18 protein-coding genes and 1 tRNA gene are annotated in these 22,914 nt (G+C 59.0%); 11 read left to right on the top strand and 8 right to left on the bottom strand.

Translation table 11 applies throughout. The features are described from left to right. Window positions 1–13 precede the first annotated feature (13 nt). Together AC5S27_RS00925 and AC5S27_RS00930 are read right to left on the bottom strand one after the other, a co-directional pair. On the bottom strand, window positions 14–358 hold the full coding sequence (locus tag AC5S27_RS00925; RefSeq protein WP_114205617.1) for a hypothetical protein: 345 nt from the start codon (window positions 356–358) through the stop codon (window positions 14–16). 119 nt (window positions 359–477) lie between these two features. Continuing rightward, window positions 478–1,428: a LysR family transcriptional regulator gene (locus AC5S27_RS00930; RefSeq protein ID WP_493932707.1), complete on the bottom strand. Its 951-nt coding sequence runs from the start codon at window positions 1,426–1,428 to the stop codon at window positions 478–480. Window positions 1,429–1,753: 325 nt separating this feature from the next. On the opposite strand from AC5S27_RS00930, the gene AC5S27_RS00935 reads away from it, so the two are divergent. Both AC5S27_RS00935 and AC5S27_RS00940 read left to right on the top strand, forming a co-directional pair. Then, window positions 1,754–1,981: a helix-turn-helix domain-containing protein gene (locus tag AC5S27_RS00935; RefSeq protein ID WP_493932708.1), complete on the top strand. Its 228-nt coding sequence runs from the start codon at window positions 1,754–1,756 to the stop codon at window positions 1,979–1,981. Window positions 1,982–1,992: 11 nt separating this feature from the next. After that, complete coding sequence (locus AC5S27_RS00940) at window positions 1,993–3,111, top strand: tyrosine-type recombinase/integrase (RefSeq protein WP_493932709.1); 1,119 nt, start codon at window positions 1,993–1,995, stop codon at window positions 3,109–3,111. A gap of 70 nt (window positions 3,112–3,181) precedes the next feature. Here AC5S27_RS00940 and AC5S27_RS00945 read toward each other — a convergent pair. Then, window positions 3,182–3,256: transfer RNA gene (locus AC5S27_RS00945), tRNA-Phe, on the bottom strand. A 247-nt stretch (window positions 3,257–3,503) separates the two neighbouring features. Between AC5S27_RS00945 and AC5S27_RS00950 the strand changes: the two genes are divergently transcribed. The 3 genes from AC5S27_RS00950 (at window position 3,504) to AC5S27_RS00960 (ending at window position 7,427) form a co-directional block, all read left to right on the top strand. Beyond that, complete coding sequence (locus AC5S27_RS00950; protein ID WP_493932710.1) at window positions 3,504–4,439, top strand: hypothetical protein; 936 nt, start codon at window positions 3,504–3,506, stop codon at window positions 4,437–4,439. 69 nt (window positions 4,440–4,508) lie between these two features. Further along, entirely contained in the window at window positions 4,509–6,086 is a 1,578-nt protein-coding gene (locus AC5S27_RS00955; protein ID WP_493932711.1) for an adenosine deaminase family protein, read from the top strand. Between the two features lie 54 nt (window positions 6,087–6,140). Next, entirely contained in the window at window positions 6,141–7,427 is a 1,287-nt protein-coding gene (locus tag AC5S27_RS00960) for a glycosyltransferase (protein WP_493932712.1), read from the top strand. 256 nt (window positions 7,428–7,683) lie between these two features. On the opposite strand, the gene AC5S27_RS00965 is transcribed toward AC5S27_RS00960, so the two are convergent. Together AC5S27_RS00965 and AC5S27_RS00970 are read right to left on the bottom strand one after the other, a co-directional pair. Next, entirely contained in the window at window positions 7,684–7,884 is a 201-nt protein-coding gene (locus AC5S27_RS00965; RefSeq protein WP_117300112.1) for a cold-shock protein, read from the bottom strand. Window positions 7,885–8,119: 235 nt separating this feature from the next. Continuing rightward, a complete protein-coding gene (locus AC5S27_RS00970; RefSeq protein ID WP_493932713.1) occupies window positions 8,120–8,710 on the bottom strand; it encodes a TetR/AcrR family transcriptional regulator in 591 nt (196 codons plus the stop codon). A gap of 114 nt (window positions 8,711–8,824) precedes the next feature. On the opposite strand from AC5S27_RS00970, the gene AC5S27_RS00975 reads away from it, so the two are divergent. The 5 genes from AC5S27_RS00975 (at window position 8,825) to glgP (ending at window position 15,943) form a co-directional block, all read left to right on the top strand. Next, window positions 8,825–9,715 (top strand): aldo/keto reductase family oxidoreductase, encoded by an 891-nt coding sequence (locus AC5S27_RS00975; protein WP_493932714.1) that lies wholly within the window; start codon window positions 8,825–8,827, stop codon window positions 9,713–9,715. 344 nt (window positions 9,716–10,059) lie between these two features. After that, window positions 10,060–11,445 (top strand): pyridoxal phosphate-dependent decarboxylase family protein, encoded by a 1,386-nt coding sequence (locus tag AC5S27_RS00980; protein ID WP_493932715.1) that lies wholly within the window; start codon window positions 10,060–10,062, stop codon window positions 11,443–11,445. A 51-nt stretch (window positions 11,446–11,496) separates the two neighbouring features. Beyond that, window positions 11,497–12,453: a hypothetical protein gene (locus tag AC5S27_RS00985; RefSeq protein ID WP_493932716.1), complete on the top strand. Its 957-nt coding sequence runs from the start codon at window positions 11,497–11,499 to the stop codon at window positions 12,451–12,453. A gap of 119 nt (window positions 12,454–12,572) precedes the next feature. Next, a complete protein-coding gene (galK, locus tag AC5S27_RS00990; RefSeq protein WP_493932717.1) occupies window positions 12,573–13,727 on the top strand; it encodes a galactokinase in 1,155 nt (384 codons plus the stop codon). A gap of 446 nt (window positions 13,728–14,173) precedes the next feature. Further along, window positions 14,174–15,943 (top strand): alpha-glucan family phosphorylase, encoded by a 1,770-nt coding sequence (gene glgP / locus AC5S27_RS00995; protein WP_493932718.1) that lies wholly within the window; start codon window positions 14,174–14,176, stop codon window positions 15,941–15,943. A 155-nt stretch (window positions 15,944–16,098) separates the two neighbouring features. Here the strand turns inward: glgP and AC5S27_RS01000 are convergent, their stop codons facing one another. The 3 genes from AC5S27_RS01000 to alaS form a co-directional block, all read right to left on the bottom strand. After that, complete coding sequence (locus AC5S27_RS01000; RefSeq protein ID WP_493932719.1) at window positions 16,099–18,231, bottom strand: N-acetylmuramoyl-L-alanine amidase; 2,133 nt, start codon at window positions 18,229–18,231, stop codon at window positions 16,099–16,101. 115 nt (window positions 18,232–18,346) lie between these two features. Continuing rightward, complete coding sequence (locus AC5S27_RS01005; protein ID WP_493932720.1) at window positions 18,347–18,880, bottom strand: DUF4142 domain-containing protein; 534 nt, start codon at window positions 18,878–18,880, stop codon at window positions 18,347–18,349. Window positions 18,881–19,089: 209 nt separating this feature from the next. Beyond that, window positions 19,090–22,164: an alanine--tRNA ligase gene (gene alaS, locus AC5S27_RS01010; RefSeq protein ID WP_493932721.1), complete on the bottom strand. Its 3,075-nt coding sequence runs from the start codon at window positions 22,162–22,164 to the stop codon at window positions 19,090–19,092. Window positions 22,165–22,278: 114 nt separating this feature from the next. Between alaS and AC5S27_RS01015 the strand changes: the two genes are divergently transcribed. Continuing rightward, window positions 22,279–22,857 carry a peroxiredoxin family protein gene (locus AC5S27_RS01015; RefSeq protein ID WP_493932722.1) on the top strand — a complete coding sequence of 193 codons (579 nt, stop codon included), beginning with the start codon at window positions 22,279–22,281 and terminating at the stop codon, window positions 22,855–22,857. The last annotated feature ends 57 nt before the right edge of the window (window positions 22,858–22,914 follow it).

Consider the following 22,914-nt stretch of genomic DNA (forward strand, 5'->3'; position numbering starts at 1 on the left):
TCGATGTCACCTCCTACATCGACTGCCCGGTTAAGGATCCGATCCAGCCAGCTCCCCAACCGAGAACTCCGGCACCGAACAATGCGCCGAAGAGCCCTGGAATGGCATCCTGAAACCGACCGCTCATCATGCGGATTCCGGCGAAAATCAGACCGCCGAAACAGATAACGGCACCCGCATATATTGCGAAGGTCTTAAACGTTCCCATGAGCGTTTGCGCTCCTGAGAAGTCCATCGTTCCCTGGGCGTGAGCAACACCTGCGAAGGCGAACGCGACAAGCGTTGGCCCCATCACACGCGCTGCGTGGAGTAGTTTTCGATGAAGATTGTGTGTTCGGAAGCATGAACGAAGTGGCATTGGCATTCTCCTGATGGCGTATTCGCTTCGCCATGAGTGAAACCTAAAGCCGCTTCATCTCCTCGTCCAACAGTTCCTATCTATTTCGCCACACATTTTGTCTATGGCTACGGCGGGGATCAACCGAGCAACTCTAATTGCTCGGGATACCGCGTCTTCGGCGGACGCTTGCTTCTCCTCGAAGCCGACCAAGTCTGCTGAAAGAATCGTTCGATGAATGGGAGCGCAACATGATCCATGTGGCTCGCATGAACAAAGGCGGTATCTGCCGTCCAATTGACACCCGCAATCGGTCGCGTAATTAAGCCAGGATCAAGAGGCGTTAGCTGGTCGATCAGCGCAAGACCGTAGCGCTCTTTAACCATCCATTGAATCTCTGAGGGAGTGCGAGCGGCGCAGGCTAAATGAATCGGGATGCCTACTTCCTTGAACATTTCTACCAGTCGTGTATGTGCCGAGGGATGCAGCTCTGGGTCGCGGAATATTGTGATGCGTTCCGCTACTTCATGAATGTCGAGTTGCGCGCGATCAGCGAGTACATCATCGGACCGCATGCAAACCACTAAGGGAGACTGAGCGATCTGCTGAACGTTGTAGAGAGTCGCATCCACTGGCAGGGGAAGAATCGCACAGTCGAGCGTCCTGGCATCGAGTCGTTGCAGGCACAGCAGAGGATCGCCGCTCCACAGTTGAATGGCGCATCCGGGGAACATCCCTTCATAGTTCTCTCGAAATCTTTCAAGGAGCTTCGCGTTGATGAAGGAGGAGAAGCCGAGGCGCAGGGGTGGCACCTCGTTGCGTTGAACAGCGAGGGCCATTGCCAGAGTTTGGTCCCACTCTTTCAGAGTGTTCTCTGCAAAGGTCGCAACGATGCGGCCCGCCGAGGTGAGCTTAAGACCATTCTGCAAACGGGCGAACAGCAGAAGCTCAACGGTGTCTTCGAACTTTCCGATTTGAGAACTGAGTGACGACTGTGCAACGAAAACTTGCTCGGCAGCGCGGGTAAAGTTAAGCGTCTCAGCGGCCGCCTTGATGTATCGGAGGAGACGGAATGTTAGGGAATCTGACATCGGCCTTGATACTCCACTTGGCTTTCGTCGATCCCACAGGCCCAAGCATCGGCTGTGGAAAACCTGCGCTTAAACCCATTGTTGATGGCAAATCAAAAATGTCAATTAGGCTCCGCGCGGCGACCGGACTCCTCCAGGTAACCGTCTGCAGATACAACTTCGCGAGAGCCATAGACAAAAACTGTGGCGAAATCGACAAAAAGTGTTGGACGGAAGCTCGCTTTGACTTCACGCTCGAAGCTGATCGCTAACTTCGACGATTGCCCAGGCACTCACGGGGCTGAAGGATTTCGTATGCGGTCTCAAGCAACCGATTGGAGGCACAATGCTCTACCAAAAGCCCAATGAATTGGTGTCAAATAGAGCTATTGTCCGGCGGCTCCTGAACGTCGGAGAGACAGCCTTATATCTGGGAGTCAAGGTAGACACCGTCTACAAGTGGTCCAGGATGGGGGTGCTTTCCAAGGTCAAGCTTGGTGGGGCGTTGCGGTTCGATGTGAATGTACTCGATCAATTCATCGAACAACACTCAACCAAAACCATTGACTACTAAGGAGACGCATTATGTCAGTTCACAAGAAAGCAGACGGTCTATTCGAAGTTCGTTGGAGAGAAGGAGGTCGGCAGAAAAGCGTAAGAGTACGCGGCTTCGATGTCGCGAAGAAGGTACAACACAAGAAGCTCACCAATCGGGATGAGAACAGGCACCTCGACGTTAAGAAGGAGATCAACTACAAGATGTCCGACTTGATTGATCGCTACTGGAGACAGTACGGAAGCAGGAAAGCTTCGGCAGATCGCGAAAAGAGCATTGTGGAAGGAATTCGATCCGAGCTAGGCCGCAAGTTTGTACGCGAGGTGGATGGCGTAGCCATTCAACATTGGTACGAAAATTTGACCGGCAAGCGAGGTCTCGCGGATAACACCGCAGTGCGTCACTTCAATGTCATGCACCACATGATGGAGAAGGCTTCCACCATCTGGTCTGCGGAAACTGGTCTCGACCGAAACCCGGCGAGTCTAATCGAAGTGAGGCGACCGGACGATTCTCGGGAACGCTATCTTTCGGAGGATGAACTCCAACGGCTGAAGATCGCCCTGGATGATCGAATCCTGCGAAAGGGAACCAACGACCTGAATCAGACGAACGCCAGGATGAGACTGATCGTGCTGATCGCTGTTTCAACGGGTATGCGCTCTGCCGAGATTCATCGGCTCCTGTGGTCCGACGTTCTCTATAGCGAAGGGCTACTGGCGGTTCGAGCGAAGCTTAAGGGCGGCAAAGTACGTTTTGTTCCGATGGCTCCTGAGTTGGCAGCAGAAATAAAGCGATACCCGGCAGTGATCAATGTCGACCGGATCTTCCCACCCAAGGGAGGGGAGAAGAGCAAGCGTCAGCGATTGGAAGGGAGTTTCGAGAACCTGCTCGAAAGAGCTCGAATTCGCGACTTTCGATTCCACGATCTGCGTCACACCTTCGCGTCCTGGTACATGATGAACGGCGGCGACCTCTATGAACTCGCAAAGCTCATGGGACACGCCAACATCAAAATGACTGAACGGTACGCCAAACTGGGACGTTCTCACATCACTAAGACTGGAACCACAGCCAAGGTGATCTGGAACATGATGGACAAGAAGCAAGCAAAGCAGGAAAAAGGCGACGAAGCGAACATCGCCTGAGCGAATGTTCGCGTATTGTTCGCGCGACTAAAACACTAACTCTTTGGTTGCCGCTAAGTTCTTTAGAATGTGGTGGCCAGAGACGGGATCGAACCGCCGACGCCGGCCTTTTCAGGGCCGCGCTCTACCACTGAGCTATCTGGCCTCAGTTGCGTGCATTCTTAAATTTCAGGCGCGGGGTTCAACCGACAGGCGGGAATACTGCGCTTCTGCAACAACTTCCCAAGTATAGCAAGACCCGCGCCCTGCGCCAAACCCGGCTCCCGCACCCGGTCCAATTCCAGGCCTCCTTCATACTGAGATGACTGCCTGGAATAGGCCTAAGCTGTGTTTAGATCAGGAATATGATCTCGAAGCCGCTGCAGCCAGCCAGAGCGTTTTCAGGCCCAGCGGTGGCAATTCTTCTGCTGAGCCTGCTCTTAGCACTCGACATTCTCCGCCCTGATCTGCTTCCAACTCCGGCAAGCGCGCCTGTGCCTCCAATGCAGCGTCAGGCGCTCACGTTCGCTATCGTTACCGTGATCGTCAGCCTCAGGAAGAAAGAATTCAGGCCTGTCAGGAAAACTGTTCAGAGCGTGTTGATCGCGTTGGGGCTTTTCGTCCTCCCGGCGCTGCTGCTTTCCCTTTCCAGCAGAGGCATCGATGGCTTTGCGCGGACAGCTCTACTTTCGCTTGTCCCGCTGTTTGCGCTTGTTTTCGAGCCACACCTCAGTGGTGAATCTACTCTGGACGGTCGAGTTCAGGCCGGCATCGGACTGCAGAGTCAGGGCCGGCTGGCCGCGGCACTGGCCGCCGTTGTCGGCGCGGCCATCGTCTTTCCCGTAAGCATTCCGTCCTCCTTGCCCTCTGGTCTGGCCTTCTGCGCTGTCGTGGCAGCAGCCGCCTCCATCGCGGCTGCGAACACGGCAGCTGTGCAAGCGGCAACGAGCTCGCCCAGTCACGCTCGAACCGCTGGGCCGCCCCCAGCAGCATCGTTTGCCGCGATCGCCGGAATCTCAGCTACGCTGGGCTTTGCTCTTTTCAGTGTTTTGACCGAGCATCCGGTCTGGAACTGGGAAAGCTGGCGATTGGAGTTGCTCTGGTCTCTATGCATCGATGTACCCGGATTGCTCCTGCTCTTCTGGCTCCTGTCCAGGACTTCCGCCGTGCGAATGACGACGCGCTTCGTCATCGCTCCTGTGGTTGCGCTTCTCATCGGAGTAGCCCTGGTGCGGCCCGCGGTTGAGCCACGGATGATCCTGGGCCTGTTGCTCATGGCTGCGGGCGCGGCCTGGCTCTTGTTTGGAAGTGAAGCTCCTGCCGATCCTTCTGGCCTTTCGCTGTCTTAACGCAATGACCGCAAACGCAGGCACTCCATTACACTGGGTATCAATCCAAACGAACTCCCGCGAGGCCCTATGCGTCCGTTCTCTTCCGCTTGTCTGGTTGCTGTTTTTGCCCTCACCACATTCGCAACCTCCAGCGCACAGGCAGCGAAGGTCGGGGATGCTCACGAACTGCGCGCAACCCGCGCCTTCGAAACGGCAAAGAAGCAGGGGCCGCTCGCCCTGCGCGGCTTCCTCGTCGATATGCCCAAAGGCGCCGATCTCCACGTTCACTTGACCGGCGCGGTGTACGCAGAGAGCTTCATTCGCGCTGCCGCAGAAGATGGCCTATGTGTCGATGCGATCGCATTGAAATTCGCGAAACCCACGGAGAAGGGCTGCGCGAAGGACGAGATCACAGCCGCTGAGCTCCTCTCCCACACCCAAAGCAACAACCAGCAGCTCTATGACAAACTCGTCGACGCCTTTTCCATGCGTGGCTTTGTGCCCTATGCCGAGTGGAGCGGACATGACCAGTTCTTCGCTACCTTCGACCGGTTCAGCGGGACCGACAAACGTCATACAGGCGAATGGGTCGACGAAGTCGCCACCCGAGCCGCCGCGCAGAACGAGCAATATGTCGAGCTGATGGAGACGCCGCCCTTCAGCCACGCCATCGCCCTTGCTCATCAGATCGGTTGGGATGCAAATCTCCCCGAGTTCCGCCAGAAGCTGCTGGACGCTGGACTCGATCAGGAAGTCGACGCCGCAAGAGAGCATATCCAGTCAGCCCTCGCCCTGCGCAACAAGCTTGAGCACTGCGATGGAGCATCCGGAACTGGAGCGGCCGCTGCTACACCGGACTGCCAGGTCCAGATTCGCTTCATCTATCAGATCCTGCGCAACCTGCCGAAAGAGGTGGTCTTTGCGCAGACTCTGTTGGGATTCGAAGCCATCTCGAAATTGCCGGAGTTCGTCGGTATCAACTTCGTGCAGCCCGAGGATGGACCGCTCGGCATGTCCGACTACACCCTCCAAATGCAAATGATCGACTACCTGCACTCCGTCTATCCCAACGTACACATCTCCCTCCACGCCGGTGAACTTGCTCCCGGCCTGGTCCCACCGGCCGGTCTCAAGTTCCATATCCGCGAGGCTGTCGAACTTGGCCACGCCGAGCGCATCGGCCACGGAGTCGACGTGATGTACGAGGACGACGCCCCGGCTCTGCTCAAGGAACTGGCGGCGAAGCACGTCATGATCGAGATCAACCTCACTTCGAACGACGGCATCCTCGGCATCAAGGGCGCTGACCATCCGCTGCCGTTCTACCGCAAGGCGGGCGTGCCCGTCGCGCTCTCGACCGACGATGAAGGCGTCTCCCGCATCGACCTGACGCATGAGTATGTGCGCGCCGCGCTTGAATTCAACCTCAGCTACGCCGATCTCAAACAAATGGCCCGCACCGGCATGGAGCACAACTTCCTACCCGGCAAAAGCCTCTGGGCGGAAGCAGATAAATTTACGGGAGCCGCTGAGCCATGCCGTGGCGAGTCTCTCGGAGGCGACAAGCCCTCCGCCAGCTGCAAAGCCTTCCTCGACGGCAGCGAAAAAGCCACCGCCCAGTGGGAGCAGGAGCGCCGCTTGAAAGCGTTCGAAGCAAAGTTCTAGTAACGAATAGGCTCGGTCCGGTGGGATAGCATGAGCGGGGGAGCATTTCCGCGCGTGCGTATCGTTCTTTCGAATATTGGGACGTTTGGGGATATCAATCCGCTGATTGCAGTGGCGCTGGAGTTGAAGCGGCGCGGGCATCAGCCGGTGATGGCGGTTCCGGCTGTCTACGGGCCGAAGATTGTTCCGCTTGGGCTGGAATTTCGTCCCGTCAGGCCGGATATTGATCCGAAGAACACGCTGCTGGCGGAGATGATCTACGACGTGCGCAAGGGCACGGAGCGCGGGCTGCGAGAGTTTCTCTTTCCGGTTTTGCGCCAGACCTATGAGGATCTGATGGATGCCGCAATGGTCCCGGCGTGGGCAGATCTACTTCTGTTGGGCGAGCTGAACTATGCCGGGCCGATCGTGGCTGAGGTGGCTGGGATACCCTGGGCCAGCTATGTGCTGGCGCCGCTTTCCTTCTTTTCGGCGTACGATCCGCCGGTCTTGCCGATGTATCCGCGGCTGGCGAGGGCGGATAAGGCTGTGCCGGGAATGGGCTTTGCCATCAAACGTTTGGCGCGACTTGTAAGCCGGAAATGGCCGCAGCCGATCTATGATCTGCGCGATGAACTTGGGTTGGAGCGGGGCCGAAATCCGCTGTTTGATGCCAAGAATTCGCCGGACCTGGTGCTGGCGATGTTCTCGCGGGTGCTGGGCGAGCCACAGCCGGATTGGCCTGCTAACACGCTGCTTTCCGGATTTTGCTTCTATGATTCGGATGCTGGGAATGCCAAATTGCCCGAGCATCTCGAAAAGTTTCTGGATGCCGGGCCTGCGCCGCTGGTGTTTACGCTGGGTTCGGCGGCGGTAATGGCGGCTGGGCGGTTTTACGAATATGGGGCTCGAGCGGCGGAGCGGCTGGGGATGCGCGCGGTGCTGCTGATTGGTTCCGATCATCGGAATTTGCCTCGACACAAATTGCCGGAGACGATTTGCGTGGCGGAGTATGCGCCGTATTCGGCTTTGTTTTCAAGAGCGTCAGTGATCATCCACCAGGGCGGCGTGGGTACTACGGCCCAGTGTCTGCGGGCAGGGAAGCCGATGCTGATCATGCCCTACAGCCATGACCAGCCCGATAATGCGCGGCGGATGCGGCGGCTGAAGGTGGCGCGGACGCTGCAAAAGAAGAACTTTACGCCGATGCGGGTGGCGGCCAAGTTGAAGCAGCTCTTGGAGAATCCGATTTATGCGCGGAGAGCGCAAGCGGCGGCGGCACGGCTAAAAGCAGAGGATGGGGTTGCTGTGGTTTGCAACGCGCTTGTGGATCTGGCGGAGCGGAGAAAGCAGGGAGATTGAATTTTCGGGGTGCGCGATCGATTTGCGGGTTCTATCCGGGGAAAGACTGTGAGATCTATGAAATTTACGGACGCTTCGTTGGCGATTTGATTTCACTGTGCGGGCCTAACGGCACCTTAGAGTCTTGGCCTACCTTTATAATCAATGAGTTACACTAAAACATTGGCCCTTGCTCGCAGCAACAGGGCGAGGATTGTCATCCTCGCCCTGTTGATTCAATGCGGATTCTGCCAGAATCCTCGGAGTCCCTGGAGGCTTAGAGAGGCTGTACGTCAGCCGCTTGCCAGCCCTTGGGGCCCTTCACTACGTTGAACTGAACGGCCTGACCTTCTTGCAAGCTCTTGAAGCCGTTCGAGTTGATGGCGGAGTAGTGTACGAATACATCTTCGCCGTTCTGACGCGAGATGAAGCCGAAGCCCTTCGCGTCGTTAAACCATTTCACAGTGCCTTGTTCCATTTTGAGTCGTATTTCCTAAACTTTGAATTGCGCTTGAGTGAAACGGAGCGACCACTGGCAGATCTTGCTTGGTTGGGCGAGTACTGCTCACGCCCGGTTCGGTTCTAACGCTACGTTCATGTTAGCACCGAACTGGAAAAACGGGTACAAAATCTTGCGGCGGGACTCGGAAGGGCGGATTTCGTGAGCAGGTTTGACCATGTTGAAGACGGGATTTTCGACGGAAAGGCGTAGGTTACGCATGCCCCGCGCAGCTGTGCAGGTAGCCATGGACGAGAGCTATGAGTTCATGGCGCAGGTGCTCTGCTTCTTTTTCCGGGGATTTTGCTTCGAGGATGCGGCGGGCTACGCCGTTGAGAGCGGCGAGGACCACGCCGGCGACCAGGTCGGGATCTTTGCTGAGGCCTTCCTTGGCCGTGGCGAACATGGCGGAGACCTGGTGGAGAACGTGTTGGAACGACGCTTTGCTGATGGCGGCGCCGTCGACGTCGGAGCTTACGGCGTAGAGGGCTGCGCTCTCCTGGACGTTTTCCATTTTGGAGGTGAGGTAGGCGGCGATCAGGCCTGAGGCCATTTCGAGCAGCGGGGCATGGCTGTACTGGCGGCAGGCTTCATCGATGGTCTGGCGGATGCGGCCCATGTGCTGCTGGAGGGCGGCCTTAAGCAAGGAGCTCTTGTTGGGGAAGTACTGATAGAGGGTTCCGACGGAGACTCCGGCGCGGGCGGCGACGCGGGTGGTGGTGAGGCGCTCTTTGCCGACAGAGACCAGAACCTGAATGGTGGCCTGGAGAATGGCGTCCACGCTGGCGGCGGAGCGTGCTTGCATGGGCGTCTTTCGCGGCTGCAAGGCGGGAGCTGGGGCTACTGGCAAATGCGAACTCCGAAACTGAAGATAGCTTCATCTAATCACATGTGCTCAACTGAGCGGATGGAGACAGCAGTGACAAATGAAGCCCAGCAAGTGAATTCCGCAGGTACGTTTACCCTGCCGGGAACCGAGATCACCCTGAACCGCATGGGCTACGGCGCGATGCAGTTGGCCGGACCGCACGTGTTTGGCCCGCCGAAGGATCGCGCGGCTGCGATCGCGGTCTTGCACGAGGCAATCGCGGCTGGTGTGAACCACATCGACACGAGTGACTTTTATGGGCCGCATGTGACCAACCAGATCATCAAAGAGGCGCTGCATCCGTACCCGAAAGACCTGACGATTGTGACCAAGGTGGGCGCGGTACGCGGGGATGACGGCTCGTGGAACAAGGCGAACAGTCCGGCGGAGCTGGTGAGCGCGGTTGAGGATAATCTGCGCAATCTGGGGCTGGATGTTCTGGATGTGGTGAACTTTCGCGCCTGGAGCAGAGAAGGGCCGAGCGACGCTCCGGTTACGGAGCAGTTTGAGACGCTGGCGGAGCTGCAGCAGAAGGGGCTGATCCGGCACCTGGGGTTGAGCACGGTGACTTTGGCGCGCGTGGAAGAAGCGGAGAAGATTGCGCCGGTGGTGTGCGTGCAGAACGAGTACAACCTGGCGCATCGCGGCGATGACGCGTTCATCGAAGCGTTGAAGGCAAAGGGGATAGCATATGTTCCGTACTTCCCGCTGGGCGGGTTTACGCCGCTGCAGTCGGATACTTTGTCGGAGGTTGCGGCTGAGCTGGGGAAGACGCCGATGCAGGTGGCGCTGGCGTGGCTGCTGCACCGGTCGCCGAATGTAATGCTGATTCCTGGGACTTCTTCGGTGGCGCATTTGCGGGAGAATCTGGCGGCGGCTGAGCTGGAGCTTTCGGCGGAAGTGCTGGCGAAGCTGGATGGGATTGGGGCTTTGGGGAGTTAACCAAAGCCTAGATTACAGGGCCTGTGCTGTTACTCACCCTGGATGGGACGCGCCTGTCCGGGGTTTTGAGTTGGGGCTTGGTTCTGCTCCTTGTAATCTTGTGCGCCTACGCGCAATCAGAGTGTGTCAATGCGCAATCGATCTCGCAGTTTGCGCAATCCGCATGACGACGTTGCGCAATCGGCGTGGCACGATGCGCAATAAACCTGCGGAAAAACATGTGGTCCAGCGCGTTCCCTGCTCACGGCCTGGCGAACGAGGCTTTCGCCAGACCGAGCTGCATTTCAGCCCGAGCGATCGCCGTCGGGCGATGGAACTGCGGTATGTTACGGTGGACTTTCGTCATGGCTACTGAATCGCAACGCGACCCGTTCTTAGACTTGCTCGAATCACCTCTGACTCGACTGGCGAATGAGTTTTCCGAACTTCCTCCGTACGCTTCTACGCTCGACGACGCCACCGGTCGGGAACGGATGATTGAGGTGCTGGAGCAGGTTGCGGGGCGGATGGGGGATAACTATCCGTATTTTCATCCTCTCTATGCCGGGCAGATGTTGAAGCCGCCGCATCCCGTGGCTCGGGCGGCGTATGCGCTGGCGATGGCTGTGAATCCGAACAATCATGCGCGGGATGGCGGGCGGGCGAGCTCCGAGATGGAGATTGAGGCGGTTGGTGAGATTGCGCGGATGTTCGGGTTTAGGAACCATCTGGGGCATCTGACTTCGGGTGGAACTTTCGCTAATCTTGAGGCGCTTTGGGTGGCTGGGCTGCTGGCGCCGGGGAAGCGAGTGCTGGCACAGGAGCAGGCGCATTACACGCATAAACGCATCACTTCTGTGCTGAAGATTCCGTTTGGAGTTGTGGCTTCGGACCGGTTTGGGCGGATGGATTTGGATGCGCTGGAAGATGAGCTGCGCCGGGGCGATGTTGGGACTGTCGTGGCGACGCTGGGGACTACAGCGCTGGGGTCGGTGGATCCGCTGGCGGAGATTCTGGAGCTGCGGGAGCGGTATGGGTTCCGGGTGCATGTGGATGCTGCTTATGGCGGGTATTTCCGGCTGATTGCGGATGATCTTGATGAGGCTGCGCGATCTGCTTATCTTGCGATGGACCGGGCGGACTCGATTGTGGTGGATCCGCATAAGCATGGGTTGCAGCCTTATGGGTGCGGGTGTGTGCTGTTTCGCGATCCTTCGGTGGGGCGGTTCTACAAGCATGATTCGCCATATACGTACTTCACTTCGAATGAGCTGCATCTGGGGGAAATTTCGCTGGAGTGTTCGCGGGCTGGAGCGGCGGCGGTTGCGCTTTGGGCTACGCAGAAGCTGCTGCCTCTGACAGCTGGTGGTGAGTTTGCCCAAGGGCTGGCTGCCAGCCGGCGGGCGGCCCTAGAGCTGGATCGACGGCTGCGGGCGTTTTCTGGACCCGCAGGGCGATTTACGGGGTTTGCCGGGCGGCCGGAGCTGGACATTGTGGTCTGGCAGGTGAACGCGGAGACGCGGGAGGAAGGGTCGGCGAGGGCGCAGGAGATCTTCGACCGTTGTGCTGAGGCGGATCTGCATCTGGCGCTTGTACAATTGCCCGAAGTCTTTTTCAGCGATGAATCTGGCATCAAGCCGGGAACATCTCAAACGTGTTTGCGGTCTGTGCTGATGAAGCCGGAGCACGAAGTCTGGCTGGATGCAATCTGGGATCGGCTTCTGGTTGCTTCTGCAGCGGTTCTGAACTGACACCGATTTGAAGGCAAAGACAGTGGTCTACGGATGATTGGAGGCGGGGAATTGGCGGGAGTGGAAGAAAACGTTGTCATTCGAGCAGGGGATTGCGTCGTGACGCTGATCCCTGCGCTTGGCGGCAAGATCGCCTCGATTCGCGTGGGGGCTGAGGAGCTTTTGCAGGGGCTGCTGAACCCGTATGGGCCGCGGACGCAGTCCATGGGCTTTGCCGAGGGCGATGCCTCTGGTTGGGATGAGTGTCTGCCTTCGGTGGCGGAGTGCCCGGTGGAGACGGCCGCGGGAACGGCGCAAGTGCCGGATCACGGCGACCTCTGGCGCGTGAAGTGGCAGGTGCTGGGGGCGAATGAGGACTCGGCGACGCTGCGGGCGAATTGCTTCTCGCTGCCGCTGCAGTTGACGCGATCTTCAATTCTTACCAAGACCACATCTGGATACAAGCTGGAATTGCTGTACTCGTTAACGAACCTCGGCGCTTATACCGTGCCGTGGTCCTGGGCTGCGCATCCGTTGTTTACGGCGTTGGCGGGCGACCGGATCATGTTGCCAGCGAGTGTGCATGAGCTGCGGCTGGAGGGCTCGGGTGGGAACCGGCTTGGGATTGGCGGCGATAGCGTGAGCTGGCCGGTGGCGAAGCTCGCGAATGGATCCACTGCTGATCTGAGCGTGGCGCTCGGAGCGGAGACGGGAATCGGGGATAAGCTGTTCGCCGGGCCGCTGACGGATGCGAATGACGGTTGGTGTGTGCTGGAGCGGCCTTCTGCGGGATTGAAGCTGACGGTGAAGTTTGATCCGAAGCTGACGCCTTATCTGGGGCTTTGGATCTGCTACGGCGGGTGGCCGGAGGGCGATGGGCTGAAACAGGTTTGTGTGGCGATGGAGCCGACGACGGCGCCGGTGGACTCGCTTGCAATTGGCGGAAAATGGTCACTGGCGCTCGAGGCGGGCGAGACGTTTACATGGCCGATGACGCTGGAGATTGAGTCTGGATTTGGGCAGGTCTGATAGTGTTCGATAGAGCGGTGTCAACGGGTGTTTTTGAAGGATTGACTTCACCGTCAGGCCGCAGAAGAAGTTGATGTATTGTTGCAAATGATTACGGTTACATCGAGGAACGTTTCATTATGAAAGACCCCCAGACACTTAGCCATTTGCACGAGCACCGGTACCATGTCACGCCCCAGATCTATGCCGCGCCGGGACGCGTGAACCTGATTGGCGAACATACGGATTATGCCGAGGGCTTTGTGATGCCGGCGGCGATCGACTTTGCTACGCTGGCGGCGATCTCTCCGCGGACGGATGGCAAGGTGGTGATTTTTGCGGAGAACTTTGCCGAGGAGCGGTCGTATGATGCGGCGGCGTTGCCGGCGAAGGCGACGGGGCACTGGAGCGACTATCCGCTGGGGGTGCTGGCAGTTCTGGCGGGTGAGGGGTTGACGATTCCTGCGTTCAGTTTGAGCCTTTGGGGCGATGTGCCGCTGGGGTCGGGGTTGAGCAGTTCGGCGGCGGTGGAAGTGGCTACGGCGACGGCGGTGACCGGGCTGATGGGGGTCTCGATTCCGGGACCGAAGCTGGCGCGGCTATGCCAGCGTTCGGAGAACGAGTTTGTGGGGGCGAACTGCGGGATTATGGATCAGTTCATCTCGGCGAATGGCGCCGTGGATCATGCGCTGCTGCTGGATTGCCGGGACTTGAGTTTCAAGCTGGCGCCGATACCGGCGGATGTGGCGCTGGTGATTGCGAACACGATGGTGAAGCACTCTGTTGCGGGCGAGGGGTACACGTCGCGGCGGGCGCAGGTGGAAGAGGCTTGCCGGATCATTGCTACGCATCGGCCCGAGGTGAAGTTTCTGCGTGATGCAACCGTCGAGGATCTGGAGAAGTGGGGTCACGAGATGCCGCCGCTGGCGCTGAAGCGGGCGCGGCATGTGATTACCGAGAACACCCGGACGGTTGCGGCGGCGGATGCGCTGATGAAGCAGGATCTGCCGACGCTGGGGCGCTTGATGCATGAGGCGCATGTGAGCTACAGCAAGGATTTTGAGGCGAGCTGCGTGGAAGCGGATACGATGGTCGACCTGGCGCAGGATTTGCCGGGACTGATCGGCGCGCGGCTGACGGGCGGCGGGTTTGGCGGGTGCACGATCAACCTGGTGGAGAAGGAGCAGGCGGATGCGTTTTCGGCTGCCCTGAAGGAGCGGTATGACGCGGCTACGGGGATCGATCCGGAGATTCATATCTGCCATGCTTCATCGGGAGCGCACCGGATTTCCTGATTTACTGTGGAAAACTCTTTCAAATGTATAGACATTTCAAAGGTAAAAGCTGTCAATTCTGAGCACTTTTATAAAGAATCCATTGAGAAGGGATCTTTTCCACCTGTGCGTTTTTGACGCATGGGCTACGGCTATGGTGCTTCGGTAACCCTGCAAATGCCGGCACTTACGGGGGACCGGCGCCCCGCACCATGGTGGGATTGGCGTCCGCGTGCGGTTACCGTAGTCTCAATACAGAACAGATTTCCCTACTCCTGAAATCGACGCCTTGGTAAGATGAAGGCTGGCTTCCCGCTCGCAAGATTACTGGGCTCAGAGATTGTCTTGCCGATCGGGGAAACTTGTAAGCATTTTCAGGCACGCGCAAATCGGGTAGAAGGCCGGGCCAGCGCAACGCAAGATTGCCCTGAGCAACGCCTCCAGAAGGATACGGAGACCAACCCACCATGCCGAATCAATCATCTCTCAAGCAATATTCCTATGAGGCCTTTCCTCAGGCCGGCGTTGTTGCTTACTTCTCCATGGAAATCGCGATCAATACTGGCATGCCGACGTACTCGGGCGGCCTGGGAGTATTGGCTGGTGACACGCTCCGGTCGACCGCTGACCTGGGCACCCCGCTGGTGGCGTTTACGCTGCTGCACCGCAAGGGATACTTCCGCCAGCATCTGGACGAAAACGGAAAGCAGACCGAGGATATTCAGCCGTGGACGCCTTCTGATTTCTGCACGGAAGAGGCGCCGCGAATCACAGTGACCGTCGAGGATCGAACGGTTTCAGTGCGGGCCTGGCGCTATGACATGGTGGGCCGCGCGGGACACGTGATCCCGATCTACCTGCTGGATACCGACGTGCCGGAGAATTCGCCGTGGGATCGCAGCCTGACAGATCATCTCTATGGCGGCGATTCGAACTACCGTTTGCAGCAGGAAATCATTCTGGGTATGGGTGGCGTGCGCATGCTGAATGCGCTGGGCCATCGCGTGAATGTGTATCACATGAACGAGGGGCATGCCGCGCTGCTAACGCTCGCGCTGCTCGAGGCGCAGTTGGGCGGCGGACCGCTGAACCGCGTGACCGAAGTGGATGTGAATGCAGTGCGGCAGAAGTGCGTGTTTACGACGCATACGCCGGTGCCAGCGGGCCATGACCGGTTCTCGATTGAGCAGTCGATCCGGATTTTGGGCGGGGAGCGGACGGCGCGGTTGCAGTCGCTGGGCTGTTGTCACGAGAACATGCTGAACATGACCTATGTTGCGCTGCGTTTTTCGCGCTATGTGAACGGCGTCGCGCTACAGCATGGCAATGTTTCGCGGGAGATGTTCCCGGAGTACCAGATCGACGCAATCACCAACGGTGTGCATGCGCCGACTTGGCTTTCGGAGCCTTTCCAGGAACTGCTGGACAAGAATATTCCGACTTGGCGTCGCGACAATCTTTATCTGCGGAATGCGATTGAGATTCCTCTGCCGGAGATTATTTCGGCTCATGCGCAGGCCAAGGAAACGCTGCTGGCCGAGGTTGCTGCGCGGACCGGGCTGGTGCTGAATCCGAGGGTGCTGACACTGGGCTTTGCGCGGCGGGCGGCTACTTACAAGCGCGCGGATCTGCTGTTTACGGAGCCGGAGCGGTTGCTGGAAATTGCGCATGCTGCAGGTGGTTTGCAGATTCTGTACGCGGGCAAGGCGCATCCGCAGGATGAGCCGGGCAAGGCGTTGATTCACTCGGTGATTGAGAAGGCGAAGAAGTATTCGGGTGTGGATCTGCGGGTGGTGTATCTAGAGAACTACGACTGGGAACTGGGCGCGATGCTGACGGCTGGAGCTGACGTCTGGGTGAACACGCCGAAGCGTCCTTATGAGGCTTCCGGGACGAGCGGCATGAAGGCGGCGCTGAACGGTGTGCCCAGCCTGTCGATTCTGGATGGCTGGTGGATTGAGGGTTGCCTCGAAGGCTACACCGGATGGGCGATTGAGGATGGCGCGGACGATACGGTTGAGGCGGATAATCTCTATGCCAAGCTTGAAAAGTCTGTTGTGCCGCTGTATCTGAAGTCGCCAGAGGCATGGGGGCATCTGATGCGAACTACGATTGCTTATAACGGGTCGTTCTTCAACACCAATCGCATGGTGAAGCAGTATATTCGCAATGCGTATTATCCGGTTTCGCTGTTGACGCCGGCGGCGGTGGAAGAGCGTGAGGAAGTTAGTCAGTAGGGTTGGTTTGTCGTTGGACAATCAAACGCCCCGCAGGCCTTTTGGCTTGCGGGGCGTTTTGCTTTTATGGGGTGCGATGGAGAAGCAGATTCCTTCGGGAAGGACAACAAGCAAAGCAAGGGCACAGCAAAGGCCAGACCCTTTCGGAGGCAGAACTAGTTGCCAGCGCCGGAGTCTGCTTCGTCTTGCGGTCTGCGCGGGGATTTGGTGGCGCGCTTGGGGTGGTCTTCTGTGGGGCGGGTGCCGCTTAGGCCTTGCAGATAGCGTTCTACGCCGGAGGCCAGGGATTCGGCGATGCGCTGTTTGTAGGCTTCTTCGCGGAGCTGGCGGGCGGCGTCGGGGTTGGTGACGAAGCTGATTTCAGCGAGGATGGAGGGCATCTGAGCGCCGATCAGGACGACGAAGGGGGCTTTCTTGATGCCTCGGTCGCGGAGGCCGGGGTTGCCGGATTTGAGGCCGTTGTAGAGGGCTGCGTCTACGTCGGAGGCGAACTCGCGGGACTCGTCGATTTTGTCTTTGAGGGTGATTTTGCGGACCAGGTCGGAGAGCTGGTGGACGCCGTGGGTGGAGAGGGCGTTTTCGCGGGCCGCTACGTCGAGGGCGTTGGGGTCGGAGGTGAAGTTGAGGTAGTAGGTTTCGACGCCTCGGGCGGAGGGTTCGGGGCTGGAGTTGCCGTGGATGGAGAGGAAGAGGTCGGCCTGGGCCTTGTTGGCGATGGCGGTGCGGGTTTCGAGAGGGATGAAGGTGTCGTCGTCGCGGGTGTAGACGATTTCCGCGCCGAGGCGGTCGTGGAGGAGCTTACCGGTGCGGAGGGCTACGTCGAGGACGACATCTTTTTCCATGAGGCCGCCGGGGCCGAGGGTGCCGGAGTCGTGACCGCCGTGGCCGGCGTCGATGACGATGCGGCCTACTTTTAGGCCGAGGGCGCGGAGGAGGGAGCGCTGGCCGCTGGAGTCTGGGGTGGCGGCGTGGGGTGTTTCTGGCTGTGGGGCCGCGGGGGTGATGCTGCCCTTTTTGCGGGATTTGGTGTTAGGTGCCGGGGTTGGGGAGACGGTGAAGGCTGGGGTTGGCCCGATTTGAGCTGTGGGTTGTGGGGGGACGTTGGCGGAGACTGGTTCGCTGGTGGGGTGGGGGGTGGCGGTGACTTTGGCGGGTTCGTTGCTGATGCTGGCTACTTCGCTGAGGGCGCTGTCGGTGCTTTGGGGCTTTGTTGCTGGCTGCTTTGGTTCCGGCTGCGTGGGTTTGTTTTCAGCCCTATTGCTGGATTTCGCGTCTTGCTTGTCGCCGTGGATGTCGATGATTAGGCGCCAGGGGTTGGGCAGGAGGAAGGCTGAGTATTGGCTGACCTGGGTTACGTCGAGGACGATGCGGGTGACGTCGGATTGGAACTGAGCTACTCGAATGCGCTTGAGGAAGCCGTCGTCTACGACTTCGACCTGGTGGCCGTTGAGGGAGGTGGCGAGGTGGGTGTTGTGGAGGTCGAAGAAGATGCGGTCGGGGTTGGGGACGCGGGCGGCTTCGTATTCGACTTTGCCGCCGAGGTCGATGGCGATGCGGGTGGAGGTGGGGTTGGACCAGTGGCGCATGCCGGTGATGCGGACGGTCTTGCCCGGGGTTGCCGGAGTGATTGGCTGGGATACGGGCGTGGGTGGAGGCGTGGCTGTGGCGTCGGGGTCGGCGGTCCTGTTTGAAGGCTGTGCGGGTTTTACAGGGCTAGCTTTTGCGACTCTGGGTTCAGTCGTGCCGGATTTCATTTCCTTCAGTTCGAGCTGGGCTTGTTCGGCGAAGGAGGTGCCGGGTTGGGCTGCCATGACCGCGTTGAACTTTTCTGTGGCGCAGGCGGTGTCTTTGAGGTCCTGGCGGCAGAGTTCGCCTTCGAGGAGGAGGGCATTGTCGACCTGGGGGCTTTTGGGGTATTGCTGGCGGAGGAATTCGTACTGGCCGAGGGCGGAGCGGAGGGCGTGCTGGTCGTGGAGGATGCGGCCTTTTTCGGCGAGGAGGTCGGCGACTGCGGCTACGGCTGCCGGGGCTTTCGATGCGTCTGGATGTGCGTGATAAACGGCGCGAAAGGCGTCGAGGACTTCTTCGTATTGGGCTTTGGTACGCTGCTCTGCGGGGGTGGCCTCAAGCTTGGCGCGAAGGGCTACGGCTTGCTCGTAAGGGTCTGGCACCGGGGTTTTGCCTTTTGCCGACGCACTCAACGGCATGAGAGCGGCCATCGCGCAAGCCATAACGACGGCGATGACGGCTTCTTTTCGGGTGCGCGGCGGCGATGAGAGGGGAGCCATAAGAGTCGGTCTCCCCTTGATTCTAGGCTGGATTGTGGGTGTTTCCCCAGGCGTGCGAAAGACGGGGAACCAGTTGGCTCAACCCGTCTTTCTGCTGGCTGCGTTGTGGTGTGGGTTATTCGGTGACGTTGTGAGCGGCGGCGATCTTCTTAATCGCGGCGAGGTGGCGGCTGATGACGGCTTCGCCTTGCTTCGCGGCGGCTTTAACTGCGGGTGAGGTGGCGTTGGCTTCTTCCTTCTTGAAGTCTGCGAGGTCTTCTTCGTGATCCTTGAGCATGGCGCTGATGTAGGCCTTGTCGAAGGAGTCGCCGCTCAGGACTTTCAGCTTGGCTTCGGTGGCCATGCCCGAGGCGCTCTGCATGGATGGCGGGGTTACGCCGATTTGGCCTGCTACGACCTTCATCTTGTTGCCGAGGCGAGTATGGTCAGTGACCATCATCTGGCCGAATTGCTTGACGTCCGCGCTCTTGCCGGATTTGGCTGCGAGCTGGCCGAGATCGACTTCCGACATGCCGCCCTTCAAGGCTGTTTCGACGAATTTCTTATCGTCGTCCGAGGCCGAGGCTTGCGCTACGGCTGCCAGAGAAGAGGCGAGCAGGATGGCCGAGGCCGAAAGGGATACGAGGTGTTTCATTTGCATGCGCTTCATGGAATCGCTCCTTCGCGGAGTTGCCGGCTTGAGAATATAGGCGGGCAACGTCTTCGCTATTCCATGAGAGGGGCTTAAGTAGGGATGGAGTTGCCTTCCCGGGCGGTGGATTGCGCCGGGAAGGCTTTCCTGGTGTTCAATTCGGGACGGTTTATGGACCTATGCAGGGTGAGTTATTCACGCTAACTTATCTGATATAAGTCAGTTAGCTAGCCAAGTAACTCCGCTACGATGCCGGGGACTGCGGCGAGGGCGTTGCCGAGTTGAGTCTGGTCTTTTCCGCCGGCCTCTGCTATTTCTGGTTTGCCGCCGCCTGAGCCGCCTACCAGCTTGGCCACTGCGCCGACGAGCTTGCCGGCCTGGATGCGCTTGGTCAGGCCTGGGGTTACGCCGGCGATGATGGCCACTTTGCCTTCGGGCTGGGCTGAGCCGAGGACGACTACGCCCTCGCCGAGGCGCTGCTTCAGGTTGTCGACCAGGGTGCGGAGCTGGCCGCGGTCTAACTGGTCGGCGCGGAGGGTGGCGACTTTGACGCCGCTGGCTTCTACGGCTGCGGCGAGGGCTGCGTCCAGAGTGCTGGAGGCGGACTTCATGCGCAGGTCTTCGAGCTCGCGGCGGAGCCATTTGAGCTCGTCTTCGTTCGAGGCCAGCTTGAGGCGCAGGGCTTCGGCGGGGGTGGTTTCGGGGGATGGGGCCAGCTGGGTGGCTAGCTGGGCTACCGAGAAATCGCGGCGGAATTCGTCGAGGGCGCCGGTGCCGCTGATGGCTTCTACGCGGCGGACGCCGGAGGATACGGAGCCTTCGCCTACCAGTTTGATTAACCCGATTTCGCCGGTGGCGCCAGTGTGGATGCCGCCGCAGAGTTCGGTGGAGAAGTCGCCGATTTTCACAACGCGGACGCGGTCGCCGTACTTTTCGCCGAAGAGGGCCATGGCGTGGTATTCGTTCACGGCGACGTCGATGGGCACGTCGACGAAGGTCTGGACGGCGGTGTTGGCTAGAACCTGGCGGTTGACGATGGACTCGATTTCTTCGAGTTCTTCATCGGCGACCTGGGTGAAGTGGGAGAAGTCGAAGCGCAGGCGGGTGGGGTCGACGAGGGAGCCGGCCTGTTTGACGTGGGTGCCGAGGACTTCGCGGAGGGCGGCGTGGAGCAGGTGGGTGCCGGTGTGGTTGCGGCGGATGGCGTCGCGGCGGGTGGTGTCGACGCGGGTGTTGACGCGGTCGCCGACGGCGAGGTCCTGCTTGAGGATGGCCTTGTGGGCGCGGACGCCCTGGACGGGGAGGACGCAGCCGGTGATTTCGGCGACGGTCTGGTTGCCGTCGGGGGTGGTAAAGCGGCCGGTGTCGCCAATTTGTCCGCCGGAGTCGCCGTAGAAGCTGGTCCGATCGAGGACGATGTCGACCTGATCGCCGGCTTTGGCTGCGGGGACGCCTTGGCCGTCTTTGACGATGGCGAGGACTTCGGCGTTGTGGGCGGTGGTTTCGGTGTAGCCGAGGAAGTCGGTTTTGGGGAGTTCGCGGAAGGCTGGGCTGGCGGTCTTGGTGCTGCCGCCTTTCCAGCTGGCGCGGGCGCGGGCTTGTTCTTCGGCGCGGGCACGATCAAAACCAGATCGATCAAACTCAAAACCTGCATCGCGAGAAGCGTCCTCTAAGAAATCCTCTGGCAAGCCGAATGTTTCGTAGTAACGAAATGCTGCGTCGCCTGAGAGCACCTTGGTCGCTCTTGGTTTTGTAGTCGCTAAGAAATCCACGAACTGGTTTAAGCGGGTTTGTTTTTCAAGTCTGTTTGGATCATCTATCGAAGGTGGCAATTGCGCGATGAAGGCTTCTACATCCGATCTATCCGCGCTGGTCGTAGGTTGATTGTTGTCCTTCCGGAATTCAACAAAATCGCTAACCAGTTTCTTATTAAAGGTTCTTGGAAAACTGTCTGGGAGAGAATTTACAAAATCGTTGATCAAGTTATCGTTGATCAGATCCAATGGCGAGAGAAGATTCGTGTCGTTGAAGTAAGTCTCTAGTTTGGAGCTTCCAATACCGATGACTCTTGCGAATTGCAGCTCTTCAGCTTTGATGACTTTGGCAACACGATCGGCAGAGTCACGCAATTCAGGGTAGCCCGTACCCATAAGGTCGCGGACTGCATAGGCCATCTCAAAGAGGAAGGGTTGTTCTTGGCCAAGAAGGCGTCCATGACGAATACCGCGGCGGAGGATTTTACGCAAGACGTATCCGCGGCCTTCATTCGATGGCAAAACTCCGTCATTGATTAAGAATGTCGCTGCACGAGCATGGTCCGCGATGATGCGCAGGCTGGCATTCGCGACAGCCTCAGAGGTTCGAAATACTTCTAATTGATCCTCTGTCAAAGGAGAGAGAAGAGTCGCAGAGCGTCGCTTCAATCCGAAATCTGGAAACTTGAATTGAGTTAGCTCTGCCGCCCTCAGGATCAGAGGCGTGAAGAGGTCAGTTTCGAAGTTGGAGAGCTTGCCTTGCAGGACGGTGGCTACGCGTTCGAGGCCCATGCCGGTGTCGATACTGGGCTTGGGTAGTGGGGAGAGCTGGTAGCTGATTTTGCCGTCTTCGTCGGCGACGGCGGAGCGGTCGAACTGCATGAATACGAGGTTCCAGATTTCCACGTAGCGGGCGTCGTCTTCGCCGAAGGGCAGGTCGAGCTTATGGCCGTCGGGGCCTACCGTTTCGGAGGCTTCCAGGCCCATGTCATAGAAGATTTCGGAGCAGGGGCCGCAGGGGCCGGTTTCGCCCATTTGCCAGAAATTGTCCTTGGCTCCGAAGGCGCGGATGCGGTCTTTGGGCACGCCGACGTTGACCCAGAAGTCTTCGGCTTCGTCGTCGCGGGTGACGTTGGCATCGCCCTCGAAGATGGTGACGTAGAGCTTGTCTTTGGGCAGGGCGAACCAGTCGGGGCTGGTGACGAGTTCCCAGGCGTAGGCGATGGCCTGCTGCTTGAAATAGTCACCGAAGCTGAAGTTGCCGAGCATCTCGAAGAAGGTGTGGTGGCGGCGGGTGAAGCCGACGTTTTCGAGGTCGTTGTGCTTGCCGCCGGCGCGGACGCACTTCTGGGACGAGGTCGCGCGGGTGTAGGCGCGCTTCTCCGTGCCGGTGAAGAGGTCTTTGAACTGGTTCATGCCCGCGTTGGTGAAGAGCAGCGTGGGGTCGTTGGCGGGGACGAGGGAAGAGGATGCTACCGGGCGGTGGCCTTTCTCTTCAAAAAAGCGCAAAAATGTTGCGCGGATGTGGTTTCCGGATACGTCTTGCATGGCTTCATTAGTGTAATTGGCGGAGGCTTGATCGCGCTGGCGGTGGGCTGTAACTCTTGAAGCACGAACAGTATCGAATGGCGAGCAGCGTGGTGCTGCGGGAGAGGTGAGGCGATGCGGAAGATTGGACTGAGATGGAACTGGTGCGCTGGAGTGCTGCTGGGGCTGGTGGCCATGGCTGGTGTGGGGAAAATGCGTGCGGAGACCCCGCAGGTGGGGGTGAAGGCTCCGGATTTTTCGCTTTCGACGCCCGAGGGGAAGCCGGTGCAGTTGTCGAAACTGGTGGGACATGGCGATGTGGTGCTGGTGGTGCTGCGCGGGTATCCGGGGTACCAGTGCCCGTTCTGCCAGAAGCAGGTGCATGACTTTGTAGTGCATGCGAAGGTGTTTGCGGACCGCGGGGTGCAGGTGGTGTTTGTGTATCCGGGGCCGGGGGCGAATCTGGATGAGCATGCGAAGGAGTTTTTGAGCCAAGGGGATGCGCTGCCGGCGAATCTGCATATGGTGCTCGATCCGGATTACAAGTTCACCAATCTTTATGCGTTGCGATGGGATGCTCCGCAGGAGACGGCGTATCCTGCGACGTTTTTGATTGACCGGAAGGGCTTGGTGTTCTGGGAGAAGGTGGTGAAGAGCCACGGCGACCGGACGACTTCGGAGCAGGTGCTGGCGGAGCTGGGGAAGGGGCGCTAAGCGGCCCTGAAATCTCTTTTGGGGCTATACTTCCTCTAGGCCCATTGGGAGTGGGCT

Source organism: Acidicapsa borealis, from assembly GCF_059115245.1.

Bases quoted from the DNA above. Each gene is read 5' to 3' on its own strand.
- alaS (WP_493932721.1), bottom strand. From the start codon at position 22,164: ATGCAAGACGTATCCGGAAACCACATCCGCGCAACATTTTTGCGCTTT.
- AC5S27_RS00935 (WP_493932708.1), top strand. From the start codon at position 1,754: ATGCTCTACCAAAAGCCCAATGAATTGGTGTCAAATAGAGCTATTGTC.
- AC5S27_RS00925 (WP_114205617.1), bottom strand. From the start codon at position 358: ATGCCACTTCGTTCATGCTTCCGAACACACAATCTTCATCGAAAACTA.
- AC5S27_RS00965 (WP_117300112.1), bottom strand. From the start codon at position 7,884: ATGGAACAAGGCACTGTGAAATGGTTTAACGACGCGAAGGGCTTCGGC.
- AC5S27_RS00970 (WP_493932713.1), bottom strand. From the start codon at position 8,710: ATGCAAGCACGCTCCGCCGCCAGCGTGGACGCCATTCTCCAGGCCACC.
- AC5S27_RS01000 (WP_493932719.1), bottom strand. From the start codon at position 18,231: ATGGCTCCCCTCTCATCGCCGCCGCGCACCCGAAAAGAAGCCGTCATC.
- AC5S27_RS01015 (WP_493932722.1), top strand. From the start codon at position 22,279: ATGCGGAAGATTGGACTGAGATGGAACTGGTGCGCTGGAGTGCTGCTG.
- galK (WP_493932717.1), top strand. From the start codon at position 12,573: ATGAAAGACCCCCAGACACTTAGCCATTTGCACGAGCACCGGTACCAT.
- AC5S27_RS01005 (WP_493932720.1), bottom strand. From the start codon at position 18,880: ATGAAGCGCATGCAAATGAAACACCTCGTATCCCTTTCGGCCTCGGCC.
- AC5S27_RS00955 (WP_493932711.1), top strand. From the start codon at position 4,509: ATGCGTCCGTTCTCTTCCGCTTGTCTGGTTGCTGTTTTTGCCCTCACC.
- AC5S27_RS00930 (WP_493932707.1), bottom strand. From the start codon at position 1,428: ATGTCAGATTCCCTAACATTCCGTCTCCTCCGATACATCAAGGCGGCC.
- glgP (WP_493932718.1), top strand. From the start codon at position 14,174: ATGCCGAATCAATCATCTCTCAAGCAATATTCCTATGAGGCCTTTCCT.
- AC5S27_RS00940 (WP_493932709.1), top strand. From the start codon at position 1,993: ATGTCAGTTCACAAGAAAGCAGACGGTCTATTCGAAGTTCGTTGGAGA.
- AC5S27_RS00980 (WP_493932715.1), top strand. From the start codon at position 10,060: ATGGCTACTGAATCGCAACGCGACCCGTTCTTAGACTTGCTCGAATCA.